This is a genomic window from Agrobacterium sp. CCNWLW155, assembly GCF_036888815.1.
Classification (GTDB): domain Bacteria; phylum Pseudomonadota; class Alphaproteobacteria; order Rhizobiales; family Rhizobiaceae; genus Agrobacterium; species Agrobacterium radiobacter.
This window is the reverse complement of the sequence record NZ_JBAKFW010000004.1, coordinates 295,930-318,748: the sequence shown is the minus strand read 5'-3', so window position 1 is coordinate 318,748 and position 22,819 is coordinate 295,930. Positions and strand designations below refer to the sequence as shown.

General features: G+C 59.2%; 16 protein-coding genes. 2 read left to right on the top strand and 14 right to left on the bottom strand.

Annotation, left to right across the window (positions count from 1 at the left end; all coding sequences use genetic code 11):
* Positions 1–3: 3 nt before the first annotated feature.
* The 7 genes from V6S97_RS15960 to V6S97_RS15930 all read right to left on the bottom strand — a co-directional run bounded on the left by V6S97_RS15960 (position 4) and on the right by V6S97_RS15930 (position 8,066).
* Positions 4–1,869, bottom strand: a complete 1,866-nt coding sequence (locus V6S97_RS15960; protein ID WP_334427451.1) for a DUF2264 domain-containing protein — start codon at positions 1,867–1,869, stop codon at positions 4–6.
* A gap of 71 nt (positions 1,870–1,940) precedes the next feature.
* Complete coding sequence (locus V6S97_RS15955) at positions 1,941–3,221, bottom strand: ABC transporter substrate-binding protein (protein ID WP_087746145.1); 1,281 nt, start codon at positions 3,219–3,221, stop codon at positions 1,941–1,943.
* A 48-nt stretch (positions 3,222–3,269) separates the two neighbouring features.
* Positions 3,270–3,977 carry a DUF624 domain-containing protein gene (locus tag V6S97_RS15950; RefSeq protein ID WP_065695008.1) on the bottom strand — a complete coding sequence of 236 codons (708 nt, stop codon included), beginning with the start codon at positions 3,975–3,977 and terminating at the stop codon, positions 3,270–3,272.
* A gap of 19 nt (positions 3,978–3,996) precedes the next feature.
* Complete coding sequence (locus tag V6S97_RS15945; RefSeq protein WP_112357185.1) at positions 3,997–5,106, bottom strand: ABC transporter ATP-binding protein; 1,110 nt, start codon at positions 5,104–5,106, stop codon at positions 3,997–3,999.
* A 13-nt stretch (positions 5,107–5,119) separates the two neighbouring features.
* Positions 5,120–6,292, bottom strand: a complete 1,173-nt coding sequence (locus tag V6S97_RS15940; protein ID WP_112357184.1) for a glycoside hydrolase family 88 protein — start codon at positions 6,290–6,292, stop codon at positions 5,120–5,122.
* Positions 6,293–6,296: 4 nt separating this feature from the next.
* Positions 6,297–7,133, bottom strand: a complete 837-nt coding sequence (locus V6S97_RS15935) for a carbohydrate ABC transporter permease (RefSeq protein WP_003506013.1) — start codon at positions 7,131–7,133, stop codon at positions 6,297–6,299.
* A 3-nt stretch (positions 7,134–7,136) separates the two neighbouring features.
* The gene (locus V6S97_RS15930) at positions 7,137–8,066 is read right to left on the bottom strand and encodes a carbohydrate ABC transporter permease (protein WP_112357198.1); all 930 of its coding nucleotides are present in this window, start codon (positions 8,064–8,066) and stop codon (positions 7,137–7,139) included.
* Between the two features lie 240 nt (positions 8,067–8,306).
* On the opposite strand from V6S97_RS15930, the gene V6S97_RS15925 reads away from it, so the two are divergent.
* Together V6S97_RS15925 and V6S97_RS15920 are read left to right on the top strand one after the other, a co-directional pair.
* Positions 8,307–10,094: a heparinase II/III domain-containing protein gene (locus V6S97_RS15925; RefSeq protein ID WP_112357183.1), complete on the top strand. Its 1,788-nt coding sequence runs from the start codon at positions 8,307–8,309 to the stop codon at positions 10,092–10,094.
* A gap of 10 nt (positions 10,095–10,104) precedes the next feature.
* Entirely contained in the window at positions 10,105–10,902 is a 798-nt protein-coding gene (locus V6S97_RS15920) for a hypothetical protein (RefSeq protein ID WP_060723098.1), read from the top strand.
* 55 nt (positions 10,903–10,957) lie between these two features.
* Here V6S97_RS15920 and V6S97_RS15915 read toward each other — a convergent pair whose 3' ends face one another.
* The 7 genes from V6S97_RS15915 to V6S97_RS15885 form a co-directional block, all read right to left on the bottom strand.
* Complete coding sequence (locus tag V6S97_RS15915) at positions 10,958–11,710, bottom strand: FadR/GntR family transcriptional regulator (RefSeq protein WP_111792399.1); 753 nt, start codon at positions 11,708–11,710, stop codon at positions 10,958–10,960.
* A gap of 144 nt (positions 11,711–11,854) precedes the next feature.
* Positions 11,855–12,865 (bottom strand): 2-hydroxyacid dehydrogenase, encoded by a 1,011-nt coding sequence (locus V6S97_RS15910; RefSeq protein ID WP_060723100.1) that lies wholly within the window; start codon positions 12,863–12,865, stop codon positions 11,855–11,857.
* A 60-nt stretch (positions 12,866–12,925) separates the two neighbouring features.
* Positions 12,926–14,548, bottom strand: coding sequence for an ABC-F family ATP-binding cassette domain-containing protein (locus V6S97_RS15905; RefSeq protein WP_003506023.1), 1,623 nt, complete (start codon positions 14,546–14,548; stop codon positions 12,926–12,928).
* 141 nt (positions 14,549–14,689) lie between these two features.
* Positions 14,690–15,928 (bottom strand): vWA domain-containing protein, encoded by a 1,239-nt coding sequence (locus tag V6S97_RS15900; RefSeq protein WP_003506025.1) that lies wholly within the window; start codon positions 15,926–15,928, stop codon positions 14,690–14,692.
* A gap of 169 nt (positions 15,929–16,097) precedes the next feature.
* Positions 16,098–16,976, bottom strand: coding sequence for a transglutaminase family protein (locus V6S97_RS15895; RefSeq protein WP_060723102.1), 879 nt, complete (start codon positions 16,974–16,976; stop codon positions 16,098–16,100).
* A 4-nt stretch (positions 16,977–16,980) separates the two neighbouring features.
* Positions 16,981–19,386, bottom strand: coding sequence for a circularly permuted type 2 ATP-grasp protein (locus V6S97_RS15890; protein ID WP_065695011.1), 2,406 nt, complete (start codon positions 19,384–19,386; stop codon positions 16,981–16,983).
* A 1-nt stretch (position 19,387) separates the two neighbouring features.
* Positions 19,388–22,714 (bottom strand): transglutaminase family protein, encoded by a 3,327-nt coding sequence (locus V6S97_RS15885; protein WP_003506029.1) that lies wholly within the window; start codon positions 22,712–22,714, stop codon positions 19,388–19,390.
* Positions 22,715–22,819 lie beyond the last annotated feature (105 nt).

Sequence of the window (22,819 nt, the reverse complement as noted above, 5' to 3'; positions counted from 1 at the left end):
CCGTCAGCCTGCGCGGTTTTCATCGAGAGCATGGGCGGGAACGCGCCGTCCTTTCCGCTTGAACATCTTTTCCAGCCCTGCGAGATCAGGAATATCGGGAAGGGCAGCCAATGCAGCCTCTGCCTCTTTGCCGACCGGCAGTGCCATGGCCATCGTGACCAGCAGCGTGTCGCCGGAGGCGATGGTGCCGCGCAATTGCGGAACAAGGGTTCTGGCGTGGATAAGGTTGGTATTGGCGATTGCCTGATGGCATAGGCCTTCGCGCCGAATACCGGCCGAAAGATCGGCGATGATGCTGGTGTCAGTCTGTCCGTAACAGACGGCGCGACCTTCGCTCGCCTCGGTGCGGTCGCTATTGAAATCGGCCCGCTCTATGGCAAATCCGCCTTCTGATGTTTGCAAGGGGCGTGGGGTGCGGATGCGGTGCAGCCTTATGTGCCAGGGGTTTTGCGGCACGAGCCAGGTCTCGATCTCGACATCCGCCCATGGCCGCCAGCGGGAATAGAGGCAGTCTTTGGCAATCAACGCCTCTTCCATCGTCTCGCGGGTGCGGAAGTGCACCCCATCGTCGGAAAGGCCGAGCATGCCGTCGAAACTCGCGGCGGCAAAATGCCGGTCATCCGCTTCGATATTGAAGGCATAACGGGTGGAATAGACGAATTTCGAGTATTTTTCCTGCGCGCCGCGCATCCTCTCGTGCTGTTGCCCGGAGGACAGGACCACGATGCTGCCCGGCGTATGAAAGGCCACCATGCCGGGCTCTGCTAGGGGAACCGGTTCGGCAAACTCCTGCGGTTCGGCCTCTTCCGCGGCCCAGAAGGGGTGATCGGCGGGCAGCGCCAGCGGCAGGAAAAATTTAAGCGCCCAATAGGGCGAACAGGGAGAATTATAGCTCTCGCTCATCAGAAGGTTCGGATAGGCGTATCCAACTGACAGAACGCCATCGCGATCGGCGATAGGCCGCTTCGACCACCAGCGGATATGGCGCATGTAGTAGCCCTTGATCTCCGGCCACGGCAGCGCTTCCAAACCTGAAAAGGCGAGAGCGCCCCAGAAACCGCCTGCAGCAAAACGATAGGTCTGGCTGCGCCCGAAGGCGAGCGAGGCTCCGTCCGGCCCGAACCAGTGGCGCATGTCGCGGGCGAAGATGTGCGAGCGTTCCAGCAACCGTGTTTTTCGCGCGTCGTCCCCTTTCGCCAGCACGGTATAGATCAGACCGTAAAAATGCATTGCGAAGGGAATATAATGATCGACCCGGCGCACCGGCCCGTCTCGATACCAGCCATTGCCGATATCGAAAGCCTCGAGCTCATCGAGATAGGTCTGGGTCTTAGCGCGGTCGAATTCCACACCCACCTTTTCCAGTCCGAGATCGATCAGGACGCGGAAGAATTTCCAGTTATTGTCGACGAATTCCCGCTCGCGGGCGGCCAGTAGATAGGCGGCGACAGCCTGTTTGTCCGTTTCGGCGAGTGGCTCCCAGATATGCTCGGGAACCATGGCGAGCGCAAATCCTATGGCCGCCAGTTCGACCAGCCGCTGATGACGGTCGGCGGTATCGCCCCAATATTCGGGGTGAGCCGGGTCGGTGCCATTGGCCAGTCCACGCCGATAGAGATCCCAGTGCGGAAAGTCATAACCACCGGCGGCAAGCGGGACGATGCCCCATAATGGCCGGGCAAAACCCTCCAGTTCTGCCGCAGGAAAATCGAAAATCGCCCCGGTTGCACCGAGCCGTACACGCGCGCCGCCGAGCGAAAAACAGGCAAGCAGCGGGTTGAAGAGATCGATCACCGCCTTTGCGAGATCGTCCCTGCTGCGAAGCGGGTTGTGAAAGAGTGGATTGGCTTTGGCGGTCTCGTGAGGCACGGTTACGAATGTCCGGAATTCATGATCAAAGGAAAGGGCCGCGGGCTTATCGCCCGCGGCCCCCGCGATAATTATTTGATGGCTTTGACGCCGTCATTCATGTCCTTGATGCCGTCATCGATGGAGATATTGTCGGTCATCAGCGCGTCATGCACGCGGTTCAGAACGACCTCGATCTTGGCCGCATTCGGATTGACCGCCATTTCCAGATAGGCCTTGCCCGCCTGCAGCGCGTCCTTGCTGTTCTGATCCTGCGGAAAGCCCGGCAGCGCTGCGATCTTCTGAGCCACATCGTCGGTTCTGAGCGCAGGGAAAGTGCCGGTGGAGGCGATGATCGCCGCACCCTCAGGTCCGGTGACGAAGTGGATGAAATCCAGCGCCGCTTCCTTGTGGCCGGAATTGGCATTCACCGACAATCCGGCAATCTGCGCGGCCGTCGCGCCTGCCGCGACCCCATCCGGATGGGGGAATTTCACGATGCCCCAATTGACGCTTTTCGACTCGCCCGATTTTACCTTGGCGATCTGGGTTCCGACGAACCATGTGCCCATGGGCAACATTCCGATCGTTCCGTTGAAGAACAGGGCGGAATAGTGGGTGTTGGATGTTTTCAGCGAGGCATAGGACGGTATCGCGCCGCTCTTTTGCAGGGCAAGTGCCCGCTCATACCAGGGTTTCAGGAATTCATAATTGCCGTCCACCAGCGTGTGTTTGCCATCCTGAATGCCCGGCAGCTGCACCGTCGAACGCCAGGTGTGCAGCAGCGCGCCATAGGTGCGGTTGGCGCCCATGCCGCTCTTCAGCTTGCCGGCGATTTCATCGAATTGCGCCCAGCTCATGTCATTGCTGGGGTAAGGCACGCCCGCCTTGTCGAAAATATCCTTGTTGTAATAGACCACCCAGAAATCCGAGCGGAACGGCAAAGCATAAATCTTGCCATCGATGGTCAGTTCCTCGATCAGGCCGCCATAGGGGGCCGTCTCGATCTTCTGGTCCTTGATGAAGCCGCTGAGATCGGTGATGTTGCCGGCGCGCACCAGATTGGCGTAGCCGGGCACATCCTTGATGGTGACGACATCAATATCCTTGGAGCCGCCGGTCAGCTGCGTGGATATCATCTGCGTATAGTCCTGCGAGCCGAGGTCCACCACCTCGAACGTCACATTCGGATGCTTCTGCTTGTAGGCCTCCATCAAGGGCTTGAAATAAGCGCCCTTATCCAGATCCCACAACGCCCATTTAAGCGTGACGGGTGCATCACCCGCAGCAAGCGCGGTTCCTCCCATGCCGATCGCAATGCCGAGACCGGCGGTTGCGAGAGCAAATGCACGTCTGGTTGTCGTAAACTCCATAGCCCGTTTCTCCTTCCCTGACTGATGTCGTTTTGATTTTGGTCTGCCTTAAGTGCCGCTCCCCGCCGGTTCGGGCATCCGCACACGCGTTTTCGCGGCGGCGTTTCTCGCCGCGAAACACAGGGCGAACATGCCGAGCGAAAAATTGATGGTTGCCGGCATGAACACGGACACCGGATAAAAAAGGATATGTGCGAGCCAGAGCGCTGCGACGAACCCGAGCGCCGCCAACATCGGCAACGGTTTCGTGAGTGCAAGAAATGCCGCCTGCCGCAGGGTTTCCGAAAGTGGCAGGTCCTGCTGCCTGGCCAGAACAACACTGGCATAGGCACTGAGGAGGATGAGGAATAGCGTTACCGCCAGGCTGATCGCAAAAGGCAGGCTGTAAGCGAGCTGAAGCCGGGCGGCCCCGGCATAACTGACAGTCGCATAAGTACCGGCGCTCACCAGCAATGCGCTTAACACCACAAGCGCGGTGCCGCGCAGGGCGAGTTTTCGCAGGGCTTCGAGAAAGTCACGTAGCAGATAGGTATTTTTATCGTCCGCGAAGGACACACAGATGCGGGCCATGGCGAACATCGCCGCCGGCATCGTCACCACCGGCAGACTGGCGATGATGAAGAGGATGTTGAGCTTCACCATCTCCCACCATTCGCGTTTGAGGATATCCAGGAAGAGCGCAAGGCCGGTCAGTGGCGGGGCGTTCTTGTCGATCCCGGCTCCTTCCTTCGTCCATAACCCTTCCAGCCATTGCATCGCGTTTCTCCCGGCCGCGTCAGTAAAGGATCGATCGTTCGGTGACAGGATCGAAAAGCTGCGCATTCGTCAGATCGGCCACCAGTTCGACGGGATCGCCGATCTTTGCCCTGAAACGTGGTGAGACGCGCGCAACAAGGTTTCTGCCGCCGGAGACGAGGTTGAGATGCACTTCCGATCCCATTGGCTCCGCCAGTTCCACGGCGGCCGCGAAGGGAGAAACATTGCCGGCATCGATATCCGCGGGGGCGAATTCGTGGAAATTTTCCGGTCGGATGCCGAGAATGATGTCCTTTTCCTCGTAAGGTCGCAGACGCCCGGCATCGATTTCGGCTGGCAGCGGCAGGGAAGTGCCGTCGAACAGGGCGGTGAAACGGTCCCCGTCACGGCGTAGCGTCACGGGGAGCATGTTCATCTGTGGTGCGCCGATGAAACCCGCGACGAACATGTTGATCGGCCGGTCGTAGAGGTTTTGCGGCGTATCCACCTGCTGGATATGGCCGTCCTTCATCACCACGATACGATCCGCCATGGTCATGGCTTCCACCTGATCATGGGTCACGTAAATGAAGGTGGCGTCCAGCCGCTTGTGCAGCTTGGAAATTTCCGACCGCATGGTGCCGCGCAGCTTGGCGTCCAGATTGGAAAGCGGTTCGTCGAGCAGGAAAACTTCCGGATTGCGCACCATCGCCCGGCCGAGAGCGACACGCTGGCGCTGGCCGCCGGACAGCGCCTTGGGCTTGCGGTTCAGCAGATGGGTGATGTCGAGAATTTTCGCCGCTTCCTTGACCTTGGTATCGATGAGATCGCGCGGCGCTTTCCTGAGTTCCAGGCCGAAGGCCATGTTCTTGTAGACGGTCATATGCGGATAAAGCGCATAATTCTGGAACACCATGGCGATATCGCGATCCTTGGATGGCACGTCATTCATCACGTCTTCGCCGATGCGCAACTCGCCGCCGGAAATTTCCTCCAGCCCGGCGATCATCCTGAGCGTGGTGGATTTTCCACATCCGGAAGGGCCGACCAGAATAATGAATTCCTTGTCGGCAATATCCAGATCGATATCGTGAACGACCTTGAGTGCGCCGAAGGTTTTGTTGAGTTTTTTCAGGGAAATGCTAGCCATCTGTTCCTCGCGCTCACCAATAGGAAGACCAGTTGCGCGAAAGCCGGATCAGCGCTTCCAGATAATAATAATCGCCCCATGAGACGCACTCATCGACGCCTTCGCCCCGGCAGGTATTATGGGGCGTCTTCTTGGAATAGGTGCCGTGCAGAAGCTGCCCGTTGGAGATCGCGGGATCGCGAACCGAATAGATATCGGCAAGGCTTTTCACCATGCGCCTCGCCAGATTGCGGTATTCTTCTGCCTTTTCCGGCGTCTCCAGCTCCGCCATTTCCAGGAGGCCGCAGGCGACGATGGCCGCTGCCGAACTGTCGCGCGGCTCTCCATCGCCATCGGCAAAGATCAGGTCCCAATAGGGCACGAGATCGTCGGGCAGGCGTTTGAGATAGAAAGCGAGAAGCCGCTCGAACGTGTCGCGATACGCGGGCAGCCGCTCGTAACGATAGGAGATGGCCATGCCGGCGATGCCCCAGGCCTGTCCACGGGCCCAGTAGCTCTCGTCGCTATAACCCTGCTTCGTGACGCCGCGCACCGGCGCGCCGGTTTCCGGGTCCATGTAAAATGTATGATAGGTGGAATCGTCAGGCCGGACGGAATGGGCAAGTGTGGTGCGGGCATGGGCGAGTGCGACGGTCCGGTAGTCTTCCCGGCCCGTTTCGCGGCTAGCCCAATAAAGCAGCGGCAGGTTCAAAAGGCAGTCGATGATGTAGCGATATTCGTTGGGGTTGTCCCTGCGGCCCCAGGCCTGAATGAATTGCCCGACGGGCTGGAACCGCTCCATCAGCTGATCGGCCGCCATAAGCGCCGCGCGCCTGCCGTCTTCGTCTCCCACCAGTTTCCATGCGGCGATGCAGGAGGGCGAATAGAGAAAACCCATATCGTGATGGTCGGTCTCGATGCGGTTTTCGATACGGTGCAGGAAGCTCTGCACCTGTATTTGCGCCGCATGCTGAAAGGTCCTGTCGCCGGTATGTTCGAAGGCGAGCCATATCTGGCCCGGCCAGAAACCGGCGGTCCATTGGTCGTTGGCGACTGCCGGGTAAAAATTCTTCACGCTCGAATGGTTCTGCGCCGCATAGGTGAATTGCGGCAGATTGCGCCTGACCTGCGCGATGGCGGCCGTCAGCGCAGCATCGATTTCCGCTATGGTGATCGGGGTTGGAAGGGACGTGGTCAAATCGAGCATGAAATCAACCCTTGAGGCCAGTGGAAGCGACGCCTTCGACGAAGAAGCGCTGCAATGCCAGGAAAACGACGAGAACCGGGATAAGCGCCACGACCGAGGCGGCCATGATCAACCCGTATTCGGCCGAATATTGCGAAATGAACATGCGAAGACCGATCTGAATGGTCTTCAGCTCGGTCTTGGTGAGATAGATCATCGGCCCGAGAAAATCGTTCCAGGTTGTGACGAAGGTGAAGATCGTCAATGTGGAAAGCGCCGGTTTGGAAAGCGGCAGCATGATCTTCGCCCAGATCTGGTACTCGTTCATGCCGTCGATGCGGGCCGCTTCGCATAGCTCGTTCGGGATCGACATGTAGAACTGCCGCATCAGGAAAACGCCGAAGGCGGTGAAGGCTTGCAGGAAAATCAGGGCGAGATGGGTGTTGTTGAGCCCGAATTCTCGCATCAGCAGGAATTGCGGCACCATATAGACCTGCCAGGGCATGGCGATGGTGGCGATATAGCCGAGAAACAGCGTGTTCTTGTAGGGAAAATGCAGCTTGGCGAAGGCATAGGCGGCAAAGCTCGATGTCAGCAATTGCAACAGCGTGACGATGATCGTCAGCTTCGACGTATTGTAGATGAACAGCGCCAGCGGGATCTTCGTCCAGATTTCCACGTAGTTCTCCCAGCGCGGCTGAGAGGGTATCCATTCGATCGGGAAGGCGAAGACATCACGGCTGAGCTTCAGCGATGCCGACAGCATCCATGCGAAGGGCAAAAGCATGACGATGGTGACGACGATGACCGTCAGATAGATGCCGATCGTCGCGGTGGGGATTTTGCGGCCCATGATGCGCATGGATCAATCCTCCCGCTGCCGTTTGAACTGGACGATGGTGACGACAAGGACCAGGAAAAACAGGACGAGGGCGATCATGCTGGAATAGCCGAGATCCCAGGAAATGAAGGCCTCATTGTAGATGTGGTAGACGAGAACGAGCGTCGAGGTGCCGGGGCCGCCCTGCGTGATCATGTAGACCTGATCGAAAACCTTGAAGGACTGGATCGTCAGCATGACGGTGACGAAGAAGGTCGTCGGCGCAAGTTGCGGCAGGGTGACGTGGATGAATTTCTGCCAGGCATTGGCGCCATCCAGCCCTGCGGCTTCATAAAGCTCCGAATTGATGCCCTGCAACCCGGCGAGATAGATGACCATGTAATAGCCCATGCTCTTCCACACGCCGAAGAGAATGACCGTGACCATGGCCCAATGCCGGTCGGCCGCCCATCCCGGCATGTCGGCGGGATCGAGGCCGAGCGTATAGAGCAGCATGTTGACCGGACCCATCTCCGGATTGAAAATCATGTTCCAGACGACGGCCACGGCGACCAGCGATGCGACATAGGGAAAGAACATCGCGGTACGAAAGAAATTGCGGCCGCGGATTTTCTGGTTGAGCAGGATCGCAAGCCCCAGCGCGCAGGCCAGCGTCGCCGGCACCGATGCGACCGTGTAGATGACCGTGTTCCAGAAGGCAGCGATGAAGGCCCTGTCTTCGAAAAGCCGCCAGAAGTTATCGAGGCCGGCGAAACGCATTGCATTGGAGCCATCCCAATGCATGAAGGCCAGCGCAAAGGCGAAGAGGATCGGCCCGAGCGTGAAAATCGCAAAGCCGATAAAATTGGGTGCAATGAAGGAATAGGCGACGAGCGCATTTTCGATCCTGCGCCGCCGTTTGGAGACGACCCGGACTTTCTTCTTCCCATACGGAACCGCCTGCTTGTCGGACATGGTCGCGGTTGCCACAGCCTACCTCCCATTGCTGCCGTTTCACCGCGTCATCGGTGTCGGCTGCTGCGTTTTCCATTACGGCCGGGGTCTTCACCCTGCCGCCTCCCGCGCTCTGGATAACACAATATCAATATTGGTCAAACAACTTTGCATAAAGTCAGACAAATTTTCTGGTTTTCTAGAAATACGTATGATAGGAGCCGCATATCGGATTGCGGAACGCGCGGGAGGTTTGAGGGCGTGTTTGTCGAAATGATGCGGCTCCTGCCCAAACGGCTCGCCGATTTCGGTGTGGAACTGACGGTGGAAAAAATACGGTCTTCAGCGCCGGATACGGTTTGCCGCAGCCTCGTCGAGGCGGCGGAAAAGGCGCTTGGCGAGCCGTGGTCCGTCATTTTGGCGGGCGATTACCGGGAATATAGCCGTACTGGCAATCGCGATCGTTTCGAGGCGCTTTATTTTTCCCGGCGACTGAAGCTGAACGCGCTGGTTCTGGGGGAATGCGCCGAAGGGCAGGGCCGTTTTCTCGATGCCATCATCGATGGTCTCTGGCTGATATGCGAAGAGAGCGGCTGGCAATTGCCCGCCCATAACTCCCATATTCGCGGCGGCCCACGAGATCCTCTGCCCGATCCGCAAAATCCGGTGATAGACCTGTTTGCTGCTGAAACGGGCGCCAACCTCGCTGTGTGCCTGCATTTGCTCGCACCGGAGCTGGAGCGGGCAAATACAAATCTCGTTTCGCGGGTCCGCGCCGGGATCGATCAGCGTATAACAAAACCCTATCTAGCCCGGCATTTCTGGTGGATGGGGAATGGCGACGAGCGAATGAACAACTGGACGGCCTGGATCACCCAGAATGTTCTTCTCTCGACCATGCTATCTCCCACTGACCAGCCGACGAGACGTTCGGTCGTCGAAAAGGCGCTCAAGAGTCTAGATGCCTTTCAGAAGGATTATGCAGAAGACGGCGCCTGCGAAGAGGGTGTTCTTTATTACGGTCATGCGGCACTTTGTATGTTCGGGGCGATGAGCATTCTCGAAACCTCCGCGCCCGGCTCCATGGCACCGCTCTTTCATGCGCCGAAGCTTCGCAACATGGCCGAATTCATCGTCAACATGCATGTGGCGGGGGACAAGTTTTTCAACTTCGCCGATGCGCCGGCGAAGATCGAGACATCCGGCGTGCGGGAATATCTTTTCGGCAAGGCCGTTTCTTCGCCGTCACTCCAGACTTTCGCTACCGCCTGCTGGAACCGCTCGCCGGACCGGCTTATGCACAAGGAGTGGAACCTCTGGTATCGTGTCCAGGCGGTTCTGGCCACACAGGAATTGTCTGCGCTCACTGCCGCCGACCCCGCAAAGACCGACATCGTCTATCCCGGCATCGGTCTGGCGATTGCCCGCGACGGAGTTTTCGATCTTGCCGTGAAGGCGGGCAATAATGGCGAGAGCCATAACCACAACGATGTCGGCAGCTTCACGCTTTATAAGAACGGCAGGCCGTTCATCATCGATGTCGGGGTGGAAACCTACACTGCAAAAACCTTCTCGCCGCAGCGCTATGACATCTGGACGATGCAGTCGGCCTTTCACAATCTGCCGACTTTCGGCGGCGTCATGCAGGTCGCCGGGGCAGAGTTTGCAGCTGCAGATTTTGTGACCAGGTTTTCTGAAGAAGAGGCGGAATTTTCTCTCGATATGGCCGGGGCTTATCCCAGCGTCGCGGGTGTTGAACACTATCGTCGCCGCGTCCGACTGCTGCGTGGCAGCCATGTGGAGGTCGTTGACGACTATCTGGGCGGCCGGGAGGCGGTTCTGTCGCTCATGGTCGCCGAAAAACCTGCCCTCATGCCGGGTGGCCTGGTCTTTGCGGGGCTGGGAGAGATAGCCTGCGAAGGCGCAGGAGAGCCTGTCATCGAAGCCATAACAATCAACGATGCCCGCCTTCGCCAGTCCTGGCCGCCGGAAATCTATCGCGTTCTCATTCCCATCAAAGCCGGACGTCTGTGCCTGACGATCAGTTAAGGAAGTGCCGATGAAGCTCACACTCAAGGTCGTCAATGCGGCGGGAGATGTTCTGGCGGAAGCCGGAGCGGAGGATGAAGCTTTGCTAGTCTATCGCGCAGAATATTGCGAGGGAGACAGGCTTGTCGTCGCGGTTTCGCAGCCAGGCCACATCTGGCTCGCGCTCGATGCCGGCATGCCGCCGACGCTGGTTTTCTTGCACGGGAACGAGTTCATCCTGCCTGTTCCTTCCGCTGCAAAGCGCAAATCCTATCCGCCGCAGGCCTTCAGCGGTAACCTTCACCGGATCGCTGCCCGCCGCACACTTGCCGGCGAGATTGGAGTTCGCAGGAATCTGGCCCTGAACCCGTTTGATGATCATGAAAACACCTCGCTGTTTCCGCATGTCTATGCGAGCACCGAAACGCGCGGGGAGGCGGCCTTTGCGGCCCGCAATGTCATTGATGGCGAAAAGGCAAGCGCTGGTCATGGTTTCTGGCCCTATACCAGCTGGGGCATCAACCGCGATCCCGAAGCCTCGTTGACGCTCGTATTCGGCCGCGCAGTCCTCATCGACCAGTTGACCTTTTATCTGAGGGCGGATTTCCCCCATGATGCCTGGTGGGAAAAAGCGAGCGTCACTTTTTCTGACGGTGAAAGCGCGAGCTTTTCCCTGCAAAAAACCGGGGCTGCCCAGAGTTTTCCGGTCGTGCCGCGCCGGGTGGAGTGGATCCGTCTGCACGATCTCAAGAAAGCGGACGATCCTTCGCCCTTTCCCGCACTGACGCAGATCGAGGTCTGGGGTGCGGATCTGCGGGAAGCGCCGTAGTTCCTGATCGCGCCCTTCAGAGCATAGAGCGACGACGCAGTTTACCGGAAATCCCTTAGCTGTGCGCGATGCCGCGCAGATCTCGCATCATGTCGCGGTAGCGGTGCTGGCTGCCCCGCAGATGCGCCTGCATCGCCAGCTTCGCGGCCTGTTCGTTTCGGTCGGATATGGCGATGACGATGGCTTCATGCTCCTTGTGGATCAATCGCCGGTAAGCTGTCTGGTCGTTCTCCGCGGTTTCGGAAACCACGCGCGATTGTGGAATCACGGCCTGGCCGTGCAGTTCGAGAAACTGTGTGAAGAGCGGATTGTTGGTGGCGGCCGCAATGGCCAGATGCAGCGCGAGATCGGCTTCGCGAATGGAGCGGTTTTCTTCGATACATTGCAGAAGCCGGGCGTGACAGTCGAAAATCGCCTCCTCCTGCGATGGCGAGCGGCGAAGGGCGGCGAGCCCCGCCGCTTCGATTTCGAGCGGCGTCCTGATTTCCAGCACTTCCAGATCGGAAGAGAGGCGGGCGCGGTCGATACCGGGCGTGGGTGACGCTTCCTTTTCACGCTTCAGCACGAAAATGCCTGCCCCCTGGCGAACTTCTACCAGCCCGTCGCAGCGTAGCGCCGTGACCGCCTCGCGCACGACGGTGCGGCTGACACCATGGGTTTCCGTCATCTCGATTTCGCTGGGCAAGCGGTCACCGGGTCCGTATTGCCCTGAGGCAATCGCGTTTCTCAGGCTGAGGCTAACTCTGCTGACCAGAGAACCGGAGGATTTGCTGCGCTGTTTTTGCTGTTCAGGCACGTCGGTCACCATGCATTAAAATCGAGGCAGGCGTGGAGCCTGTCAAATATGTATGATGAATTTCAATAAAACTCAATGATCATACCAATTTTACCCGCTTTCCTGCAGAAGTCGGGCAGGATGGCATTAAAATCTTCCCGACTCTGGCAGGAGATACTAGGCTGGGCCGGCAAACTGTTCCGTGGAAACGGCATGCAACGCCCTGCCGGTTCTGAAAAAGCTCTCGATATTGCCGATCGTGGTGTCCGCGATGTTCGTGAGGGCTTCCTGCGTGAAGAAGCCCTGATGGCCGGTCACCAGGACATTGGGGAAGGTCAGCAATCGGGCGAAAACGTCATCGCGCAGCACGTCATTGGAAAGGTCCTCGAAAAAGAGATCGGCTTCTTCTTCATAGACATCGATGCCGAGGCTGCCGATCGTGCCGTCTTTCAGACCCGCAATCGCGGCCTGCGTGTTGATGATGGCGCCGCGGCTGGTATTGACGAGCATCACGCCCTTTTTTAGCAGCGGCAGTGTCTCCCTGCGAATGAGGTGACGGGTCTCCGGTGTGAGTGGGCACATCAGCGCCAGAATGTCCGATGTCTGGAACAGTTCCTCGCGCGTGACATATTCCATGCCCAGCGCCTCGCAATCGGGATTTGGCCGGAGATCGTGGCCGACGAGACGGCAGCCGAAACCGGCCACAATGCGCGCGAAAATCGCCCCAATCTTCCCCGTACCCACAATGCCGACGGTCTTGCCGTGAAGATCGAAGCCAAGCAGCCCATCAAGGGCGAAGTTTCCTTCACGGACACGGTTATAGGCGCGGTGAATCTTGCGGTTGAGCGACAGGATGAGCGCCATGGTGTGTTCGGCAACCGCATAGGGCGAATAGGCCGGGACGCGCGCAACGGTCAGGCCGAGCTTTTCGGCAGTGGCGAGGTCGACCTGATTGAAACCGGCGCAACGTAGAGCAATGAGCCGAACACCCATTTCCGCCAGCTTCTCAAGCACCGGTCGCGACAGGTCGTCATTCACGAAGGCGCAGATCGCCGTCGCTCCCTCCGCCAGCGCCACGGTCTCGGGAGACAGGCGTGCTTCGCAATATTGCATCCGCATGCCAGGGCGGGCGGCGGCGTCAAGGAACTGCCTGTCATAGGGTTTGGCGCTGTAGACCACGATCCGCATCTGTTTCTCCAGTCTCCAAACGAAAGCTGCCGTTACAGGGCGGTGGGTCCGGCAGGCGGCTTAGCTGCGAAGGCCCGGCGCTTCCTGTCCCGTGCTTTCGACATATTCGGTATAGCCGCCGCCATATTGGTGGATACCATCAGGCGTCAGTTCTAGCACCCTGTTCGAGAGCGCAGCCAGGAAATGGCGATCGTGCGAAACGAAGAGCATCGTGCCTTCATAACCCGACAGGGCCTTGATCAGCATTTCCTTGGTGTCGAGATCAAGGTGGTTCGTCGGCTCGTCCAGCACGAGGAAGTTCGGCGGATCGAACAGCATGGCGGCCATGACGAGACGGGCTTTTTCACCGCCGGAAAGAACACGGCAGCGTTTTTCCACGTCGTCGCCGGAAAAGCCGAAACAGCCAGCAAGGGCGCGCAACGGCGCTTGACCCGCCTTCGGAAAACGCTCCTCCAGCCATTCGAGAATGGTGCTGTCGCCATCCAGCACATCCATGGCATGCTGGGCGAAATAGCCAAGCTTGACGCTGGCGCCGAGGGTGACATTGCCGGAATCCGGTTCCGCCGTGCCGGTCACCAGTTTCAGCAGCGTCGACTTTCCAGCGCCGTTGACGCCCATGATGCACCAGCGCTCCTTGCGCCGCACCATGAAGTCCAGCTCACCATAGATCGTGCGGCTGCCATAGGCCTTGTTGACCTTCTTCAGCGCCACGACATCCTCGCCGGAGCGAGGCGCCGGCGCGAATTCGAAAGCAACTGTCTGACGCCGTTTTGGCGGCTCGACGCGGTCGATCTTCTCGAGTTTCTTCACACGGCTCTGCACCTGCGAAGCGTGAGAAGCGCGGGCCTTGAAGCGTTCGATGAACTTGATTTCCTTGGCGAGCATGGCCTGCTGGCGTTCGAACTGCGCCTGCTGCTGCTTTTCGTTCTGCGCGCGCTGCTGTTCGTAAAAGCCGTAATCACCGGAATAGGTGGTGAGGTTGCCGGCATCGATTTCGATGATCTTGGTGACGATGCGGTTCATGAATTCGCGGTCATGCGAGGTCATCAGCAGCGCGCCGTCATAATTCTTCAGGAAGTCCTCGAGCCAGATCAGGCTTTCAAGATCGAGATGGTTCGAGGGTTCGTCGAGCAGCATCACATCCGGGCGCATCAGAAGAATGCGGGCAAGCGCCACGCGCATCTTCCAGCCGCCGGAAAGCTTGGAAACATCGCCGTCCATCATCTCCTGGCTGAAGCTCAGCCCGTCCAGCACCTCGCGGGCGCGGCCTTCCAGTGCGTAGCCGTCCAGCTCCTCATAACGCGCCTGCACTTCGCCGTAGCGTTCGATGATGGCGTCCATCTCGTCCATCCGGTCGGGATCGGACATGGCTGCTTCCAATTCGCGAAGTTCGGCTGCCACTTCACTGACCGGGCCTGCGCCTTCCATGACTTCGGCGACGGCAGAGCGGCCGGACATTTCACCGACATCCTGATCGAAATAACCGACCGTCATGCCCTTCTCGACAACGACCTGGCCCTCATCGGGCTGCTCTTCACCCGTTATCATCCGGAACAGCGTGGTCTTTCCGGCGCCGTTCGGACCGACAAGACCGATCTTCTCGCCGCGATTGAGCGCGGCGGAGGCCTCGATGTAGAGAATGCGGTGACTGTTCGACTTGCTGATATTTTCGATGCGGATCATGACAGGGCCTGTGAATGGGAGCGGCCCTCCTATGCCACGGGCCGCCGCCGCTGTCACCTGCCGTGCGTGTCTTGCCAGCCATGCAGTCTGGCAACATCAGCCCCGAAGCAATATCGCCCCGGGGATTTCCTTGTGCGCTTGTCAGTTGGTCAGCGTGGCCATGCTGCCGGCTGCCTTGCGGGCGATTTCACCAAATGCGGTGACGATCTGCTCCATGTTTTCAGGGGCGTAATAATTGTCGATGCTGGATGCGCAATATTGCAGCAGCGACTTACCCTTGTCCGGCGCCATGAAAGCGACGCTGAAAATCTTGATCCCATCTTTCTTGGCAGTCTCGCAGGTGGTGCGTACCGACTGGTCGATGCTCGAATTCCACGCGGCGCTGTTTCCCGTCATTTCACCGTCGGTCATGAGAACGATATAGCGCTCGAAGGATTCACTCCCCTTCGTTTTATGTGCTTTCGCTTCATCCGGGTTGGCTTTTTTAAGGGCGTTATATGCGGCGTTCAGGCTGCTGCGGGCGTCGGTGCCGCCGGACGGAAATTCCGGGATTTGTTTGTCGACATAGCTGGCAACGCTGCTGGTGCCCCAGCTGATGGTCTGCGCGGCATAGGTCTCATGTGTATAGACCGACGCACCCGTGCGAACGAGCTCGGAACCGCCGTTGGCGGTATAGGTCGGATCGGCCTTGTTCAACGTCGCGACCAGAAACCCGACGGCGGTTTTGAGCGACGTGGCCTTGTTGACATAGCAGGGCGATGTCTTGCCCAGATTGGGATATTTATTCCAGTTGTCAGCCGTATAGTTCTGGCATGACGTTTTTTTCGTATCGATGGTATCCGTCTTGAATGACATCGAACCGGAACGGTCAAGTGCCAGATACATGGAGATCGGTGCGCCCTTGTTGACGGTGCTCTTTGCGGTACCGGTTACCGAAAGATCGAGTGTTTTGGCGCCAATGAACCCCAGCAGTGGGTTGAGCTGTACCCGGTGGTTGATCGTCGTCTCGACGGTGTAGGTCTTGCCGCGGGCATTTTCCGTCGTCGTGATAGCGGTTGGAGAGTTCTGCTCCAGTTCCTTTTTCTCTTCCACGGTCAGGTTCTTTTCCATCTGGGCCGCAATGAAGTTCTTGGCGATTGCCCTGATCTGCTCGTCCGTCAGGTCGCCCATTTTCAAACGGGCCTCGGTCGCCGCCGCAAGGGCTGCAGAATCCGCGGTATTCTGCAGATCGGCTTTCACCTGCATCACATTCGCCAACTCCATGCCGGCGCCGGCAAAACCCAGCAGGACCGGCAGCAGAATGGCCGTCATCATGCCGAAATTGCCGCTCTTATCGGCAAGGAAACGGCGCTTCAATTTGTGAGGTGCGGAGGCGGTCATAGTGGTGCTCACCGATTAGAATATTCGATTGAGCGCAGGAAACCCGCAAACGATGTAGAATCCGCTAACGTGATCGGTTCAATTTTACGCAGCGTTCAATTTGGTGCAGTTTTCAAAGTATTTTCAAGAATTGTTTCGCGCGATGGCCGCAATAATACACATCGTATCATTACTGGACGGGGATGACGTCGACGGCCTGTTTTATCTGCTGGTTGCCATAGCTCTTCAAGACGCCGATGACCGGGGCGACATCGGAATAATCCCGGCCATAACCGACGACGATGTGGTCGCTTCCCGCGACGATATCATTGGTGGGATCGAGCTCCAGATAACCGGCTGCCTCGCCGCACCAGATGCGAACCCAGGCATGCATGGCATCGGCGCCTTCCAGCCGTTCCTTGCCCGGTGGGGGAATGGTACGCAGGAAGCCGCTGACATATCCGGCGGGAATGCCGAGGCTGCGCAGCGCCATGATCATGATATGCGAAAAATCCTGGCACACGCCGCGCTTCAGCTTGAAGGCTTCCGATGGCGTCGTATCCACCGTCGTCGCCTCGCCATCATAGGTGAAATCCCTGTGGATGCGTTTGCACAGAGAGCGCGCGATTTCGCGAATGGTCATTCCGGGTTTCAGCAGCTCCCGGGCATAGGCGGATATCGCCGCGTCCATTCCAATCCTCGGGCTCGCGCCAATGAAATGGTGCGGCGACTGGGAATCGAGCGACCAGACATCGGCAAGCTCCTGCGGCAGGCGGTAAAGTTCTGGAGAGAAATCCGCTGTCAGCGCCGGTGCCTCCACCATCACGCGGGCCTGCATGCGGATGTCGAGTTTTTCATGCGGCGCGCGCAGATGCACCGAGGTCGCCGATTGATGAAAGAAATCATCGAAGGCGACACGTTCTTCCGGCGTCGGCGAAACATCGATGGAACCGGCGACAAGCCGCTGCCGGCCGGGAATGGAGAGCGGCAGAACGCGGATGATGTGGCGCGCGCCGTGGGCCGGTGTGTCGTAGGTGTAACCCATATGCAGGGAAAGGTCGTAGAGCATAGGATTATCCGAGATAGGTTCGGGCAAGAACATCGGAGAGATGTTCCATATCGGTTTCGAGCTGACGATAGATCGCGCCGTTCATGTTTTCAGGCGTCATGACCGCCAGCCCGGAATGCAGGCGCATCGCCTCGCGGTAGAAGGGCGACATCTGGCCATTGACGAAGGCGTTCGGAAGCTGCTCCACCTCGGTGCGGATCTCGTTCAGCTGGAACAGGATCGAACGGGGATTGAGCGGGTCGAGCGCCAGAAGATCGGTCACGGTCAGGCCGGCCGTGCTGACATTGTAGCGGCGGCGATGGGTCATGACGCTGTCACCGATTTCGAGCAGCATGTCATAGGAACCGTCAGGCGCATCCGGGCCGGTCATATGGCCGAGAAGACGTGTCATATGCAGGCCACGTTCGAGATAACGGCCGATCGACAGGAAACGCCAGCCGGTAAAGCGATACATGTTTTCGTGCACGAGACCGGCAAAGCCCGCAAGTTTGCGCAAGAGGATCGTCATGGCATGGGTGGCATCATCGCCGGGGGCCACTTTCGCGTGGAAGCGGCGGGCAGTCTTGGCAAGATCGTTCAGCGCCAGCCATCCGTCAGGCGAAAAGCGGTCGCGGATATTGCTGGCGGAATAAAGCGCGCTGTTGATGTTGTTCAACAGGCTTTCCGGCACGGCATCGTTCATCTCCACGTCCAGCGCTTCGAGATAATGCGTCACATGGGCGAGCAGCGGCTGGCGTGGATCAGCGGATTCGGCATAACGTCCATGCCAGGCGCGCAGGATGCGCAGGGCGCCTTCCGAGCGTTCGATATAACGGCCAAGCCAGAAGAGATTGTCGGCCGCACGGCTTGGCAGGCTTCCGGGCATGTTGCGGGTGAAGCTCTCCTCTGCGGGCAGAAGCGTGGTGCGTTCCACCGGCTTGTCGCTGACGATCCAGACATCCGCCGCGCTTCCGCCAGATTGCATGGCGATTGCGGAAACGTCGTCGCCGCTTCCAATCCGTGCGAAGCCACCCGGCATGATCTGCCAGCCATCCTGGGTGCGGGCGGCAAAAACGCGAAGGCTCATCGGGCGCGGCACGAGCTTGTTCTCGATATAGGCCGGGGTGGTTGAAAGCTTTACCACTTCCTGCCCGACCAGCCTGTGGCCGTCGGAGGCAAGCCAGTCGCTGATCGATTCCTTTGCCGTTTCCCGCAGCGAAGAGCCGAGCACGGATTGGCCGTTATCGTCAAAGAAAGGCATCCGCGAATAGGCCGGGCCGATGACCATGCCTTCGATATTGCCGGCAACATGGCGGCGCTCGGCCTCCTGCCCGCACCACCAGGTGGCGATGGAGGGCAGCTTCAGTTCCTCGCCCAGAATGTGGCGGCAGATGCGCGGCATGAAGGCGAGCAGCGCCCGCGTTTCGAGAATGCCGCTGCCAAGTGCGTTGACGATGGTCAGCGCTTCATTGCGCAGCGCCTGCACCATGCCCGGCGTGCCGATATGGGATTGCTGGTTGAGTTCCAGCGGATCGGAATAGGAAGCATCCAGACGCCGCCAGAGAACGCCGACGGGTTTGAGCCCCGCCACGGTTCTGACCATGACGCGGCCGTTGACGACGGTGAGGTCCTCGCCCTCCAGCAGCATGAAGCCGAGATAACGGGCGATATAGGCGTGTTCGAAATAGGTCTCGTTGGCGGGGCCGGGCGTCAGCACCGCGATGCGGTCGTCAGGGTGTTTCCGGTGCGCCTGCAGCGTATCGCGGAAAGCGCCGAAAAACGACGCCAGACGGTGCACATGGGTTTCCGCATAGATGTCGGACAGCGCACGGGTAGTGGCCACCCGGTTTTCGAGCGCGAAACCAGCGCCGGAGGGCGCCTGCGTCCGGTCGGCCAGCACCCACCAGTTTCCATCGGGCCCGCGGCCGATTTCAAACGAGCAGAAATGCAGATAATGGCCGCTTGCCGGTTTTACGCCGACCATGGGCCGCAGATATTCCGGATTGGAAGCGATCAGTGCCGGCGGCACGTAACCTTCCTTCACCAACCGGTTTTCGCCGTAGAAATCGGCGACCATGGCTTCCAGAAGATCGGCGCGTTGTTTCAGCCCTTCGGAAAGGACGGCCCATTCCCTGTCGTCGATCAGCACGGGAATATGGGAGATCGGCCAGTTTCTTTCGCTGCTGCCCTTGCCGTAATCGCGGTAGAACACGCCGGCATCGCGCAGATAACGGTCTGTGCGGGCAAAACGCTCGTGCAGTTCCCGTTCAGACATGCGCGACAGGGCATCGAGCAGGTTTTTCCAGACCGGCCTCACCTTGCCGTTGGTATCGAGCATTTCGTCAGCGACGCCCGGCAAGGGGGAATATTCAAGCCCGCGCGGTTGCGCGCTCGTTTCCGTTTTGCGTTCCGTTGCCGGGGCTTTGGACAATTTACACTCCGTAAGGCCGACGCAGATCGAGCGTCAGCGGAAATTCTGGCGACACGGTTTCCGCCTGTAGCGGATATTGCCCTGCCGTATGCCCCCATGGTTCGAAACGGGCGAGGCGGCGTGCCTCGGCCTCATTGCCGTTGACGGGAAAGGTCTCGTAATTGCGCCCGCCCGGATGAGCAACATGGTAGATGCATCCGCCGATCGATCGCCTCGACCATGTATCATAAATGTCAAAGGTCAAGGGTGAATTGACGGGCAGAACGGGATGCAGGCCGGAGGCGGGCTGCCATGCCTTGAAGCGGACGCCGGCCACCGCAACGCTGCGGTTTTCCGTCGGCGTCAGCGGAACGGCGCGGCCGTTGCACGCCACGGTGTAGCGGGCGGGATTGGAGGTCTCCAGCCGCACCTGCAGGCGCTCGACAGAGCTGTCGACAAAACGCACGGTCCCGCCAATGGCGCCCTGTTCGCCCATCACATGCCAGGGTTCCAGCGCCTGGCGCAGTTCCAGCTTCGCGCCCTCATATTCCACCTCGCCGAAGAAGGGGAAACGGAACTCCTGCTGGGCGGTGAACCATTCCGGTTTCACGTCGAAGCCGTTTTCCCTGAGATCGGCGAGCACATCCAGAAAATCCGCCCAGATATGATGCGGCAGCATGAAACGATCGGCGAGCGCTGTGCCCCAGCGCACGAATTTGCCGGCGACCGGGTTTTTCCAGAAGCGGGCAATGAGGGCACGCACCAGCAATTGCTGGGCAAGCGACATGCGTGCGTTCGGCGGCATTTCAAAGCCGCGGAATTCCACAAGGCCGAGGCGGCCGGTCGGCCCGTCAGGCGAAAACAGCTTGTCGATGCAGATTTCGGCGCGGTGAGTATTGCCCGTCACGTCTGTCAGCAGGTTGCGGAAAAGGCGGTCGACCAGCCACGGCAGCGGCGGCACGCCCTCGCCGGGTGCGGGCACCTGCGCAATCGCGATTTCCAGCTCGTAGAGACTGTCATGGCGCGCCTCGTCGATGCGCGGCGCCTGGCTTGTAGGGCCGATGAACAGGCCGGAAAAGAGGTAGGAGAGCGACGGATGTCGCTGCCAGTGCAGGACGAGACTCTTCAGAAGGTCAGGACGGCGCAGGAAGGGGCTGTCATTGGGGTTCGCCCCACCCACGACCACATGGTTGCCACCGCCGGTGCCGGTGTGGCGGCCGTCGATCATGAACTTGTCGGCGCCGAGACGCGACTGACGCGCTTCTTCATAAACGGCGGTGGTGATATCGACACAGTCCTTCCAGCCCGCGGCGGGGTGGATGTTGACTTCGATGACACCGGGATCGGGCGCGACGCGGATGACATTGATACGCTCGTCATGGGGCGGCGCATAACCTTCGATATGGACGGGTAATCCAAGATTGGCTGCTGCCGCTTCCGCAGCGGCGATCAGTTCCAGATAATCCTCGATGCGCTCGACCGGTGGCATGAAGACGCAGAGCCGGCCATCGCGCGGCTCGACGGAGAGTGCGGTGCGCACCGCGCCGCCGATTTCGCCGAGCGTCTGCTCGATGCGCTCCTGCCCCGCCCCTTCACTCGCCTGGAAGGAAGCCTCAGGCATGGCGCGGCCAGATGGCGTCAGGACATCGGGAAGCGGACCTCTCGGGATCGAAGGGTCGGCCTCATGAATATAGGGATAGGCGGATGGCGGCACATGAGGCAGCGTGCCGAGCGGCAGGCGGTAACCCACCGGGCTGTCACCGGGAACGAGGAATATTTTACCGCGTCGCGTTTTCCATTTTTCGCTGATCCAGCGCTTGCCGGCGGCGCGTGCATTCCACGCCTGAACGGGAAGAATATAGCCGGTCGGTGTCGTCAGTCCACGCTCGAAGACGCGGGCAATGCGATTTCGCTCTTCCGGGTCTTTCAGTTTGGAATTGGACGGGTCGACATTGTCGGGAAGGCTGCCTTCCTTGATGATCCATTCGGCCGGATCCTCATAGGCCGGCAGCACCAGTTCCGGCTCGATGCCGAGGTGGTTGGCTATGCCGTCCAGCAATTTCTGCGCATCCTCCGCCCTGACGCCCGTATTGGCGCCCTCTTCGGCGATCAGCGCCGGGTTCTGCCAGATCGGCAGGCCGTCCTTTCGCCAATAGAGCGAGAAGGTCCAGCGGGGCAGGCTTTCGCCCGGATACCATTTTCCCTGTCCGTAATGCAAAAAGCCGCCCGGTGCGAAACGCTCACGCAGGCGGCGGATCAGGGCGTCGGCCTTTTCACGCTTCGTCGGCCCGACCGCGCCGGTGTTCCACTCGTCGGATTCGAAATCGTCGATGGAAACAAAGGTCGGCTCGCCGCCCATCGTCAGCCGGACATCATGGCTATTCAGAACCTCGTCGACCTCCTGGCCGAGCGCATTGAGTTCCTCCCAGCTTTCATCCGAAAAAGGTTTGGTGATGCGCGGCGTTTCGGCAACCCGGCGGACCTGCATATCGAAGGCGAATTCCGTGTTGGCATGGCCGAAATAGCCGCCGGAAATCGGTGCGGCATTGCGATAATGTGGCGTTGCCGCCAGCGGAATATGGCTTTCGCCGGTCAGAAGACCTGAGGTGGGGTCGAGGCCGATCCAGCCTGCGCCGGGCATATAGACTTCCGCCCAGGCGTGAAGATCGGTGAAATCCACCTCGGTGCCGGATGGGCCGTCCAGCGCCTTGAGGTCTGGTGTCAGCTGGATGAGGTATCCCGACACGAAGCGGGAGGCGAGGCCAAGGTGCCTCAGAACCTGCACGAGCAGCCAGCTGGTATCGCGGCACGACCCCTTGCCGGAGGCAAGCGTTTCTTCCGGCGTCTGGACGCCGGGTTCCATGCGGATGACGTAGCCGATCTCCTGTTGCAGGCGGGCATTGAGGCCAACGACCATGTCCACAGTCGGTTGCCCCGGTGTGCGGTCGACGGTGGCCATGAAGGCGGCGAGCAGTGGGCCGGTCGGTTCCGGCTTCATGTAGATGGAGAGATCGTCACGCAATTCCTGCGGATAATCGAAGGGCCACTTTGTCGCTTCTTCCTCCACGAAGAAATCAAACGGATTGTAAACCGTCATATCGGCGACAAGATCGACCTCGATCTTAAACTCCGTGGCCGGTTCGGGAAAAACGAAACGGGCGAGGTAATTGCCGTAGGGGTCCTGCTGAAGGTTCACGAAGTGATTGGAGGGTGAAACCTTGAGCGAATGGCTGATGACGCGGGTTCTGGAGTGCGAGGCGGGCTTTAGTCTTATGATCTGTGGTCCAAGGCGAACCGGGTTGTCGTATTTATAATGCGTCAGATGATAAATGCTCGCTTTGATCGCCATTAATCTGCCTTGCCCGGTTTTTCCGGTTTATGCGGTTTGTCCGCCCCTCTGAAATTATTCGGATTTTGTGCAATGCAGGAAAAGAAAGCAAGGATCATTTCCGGG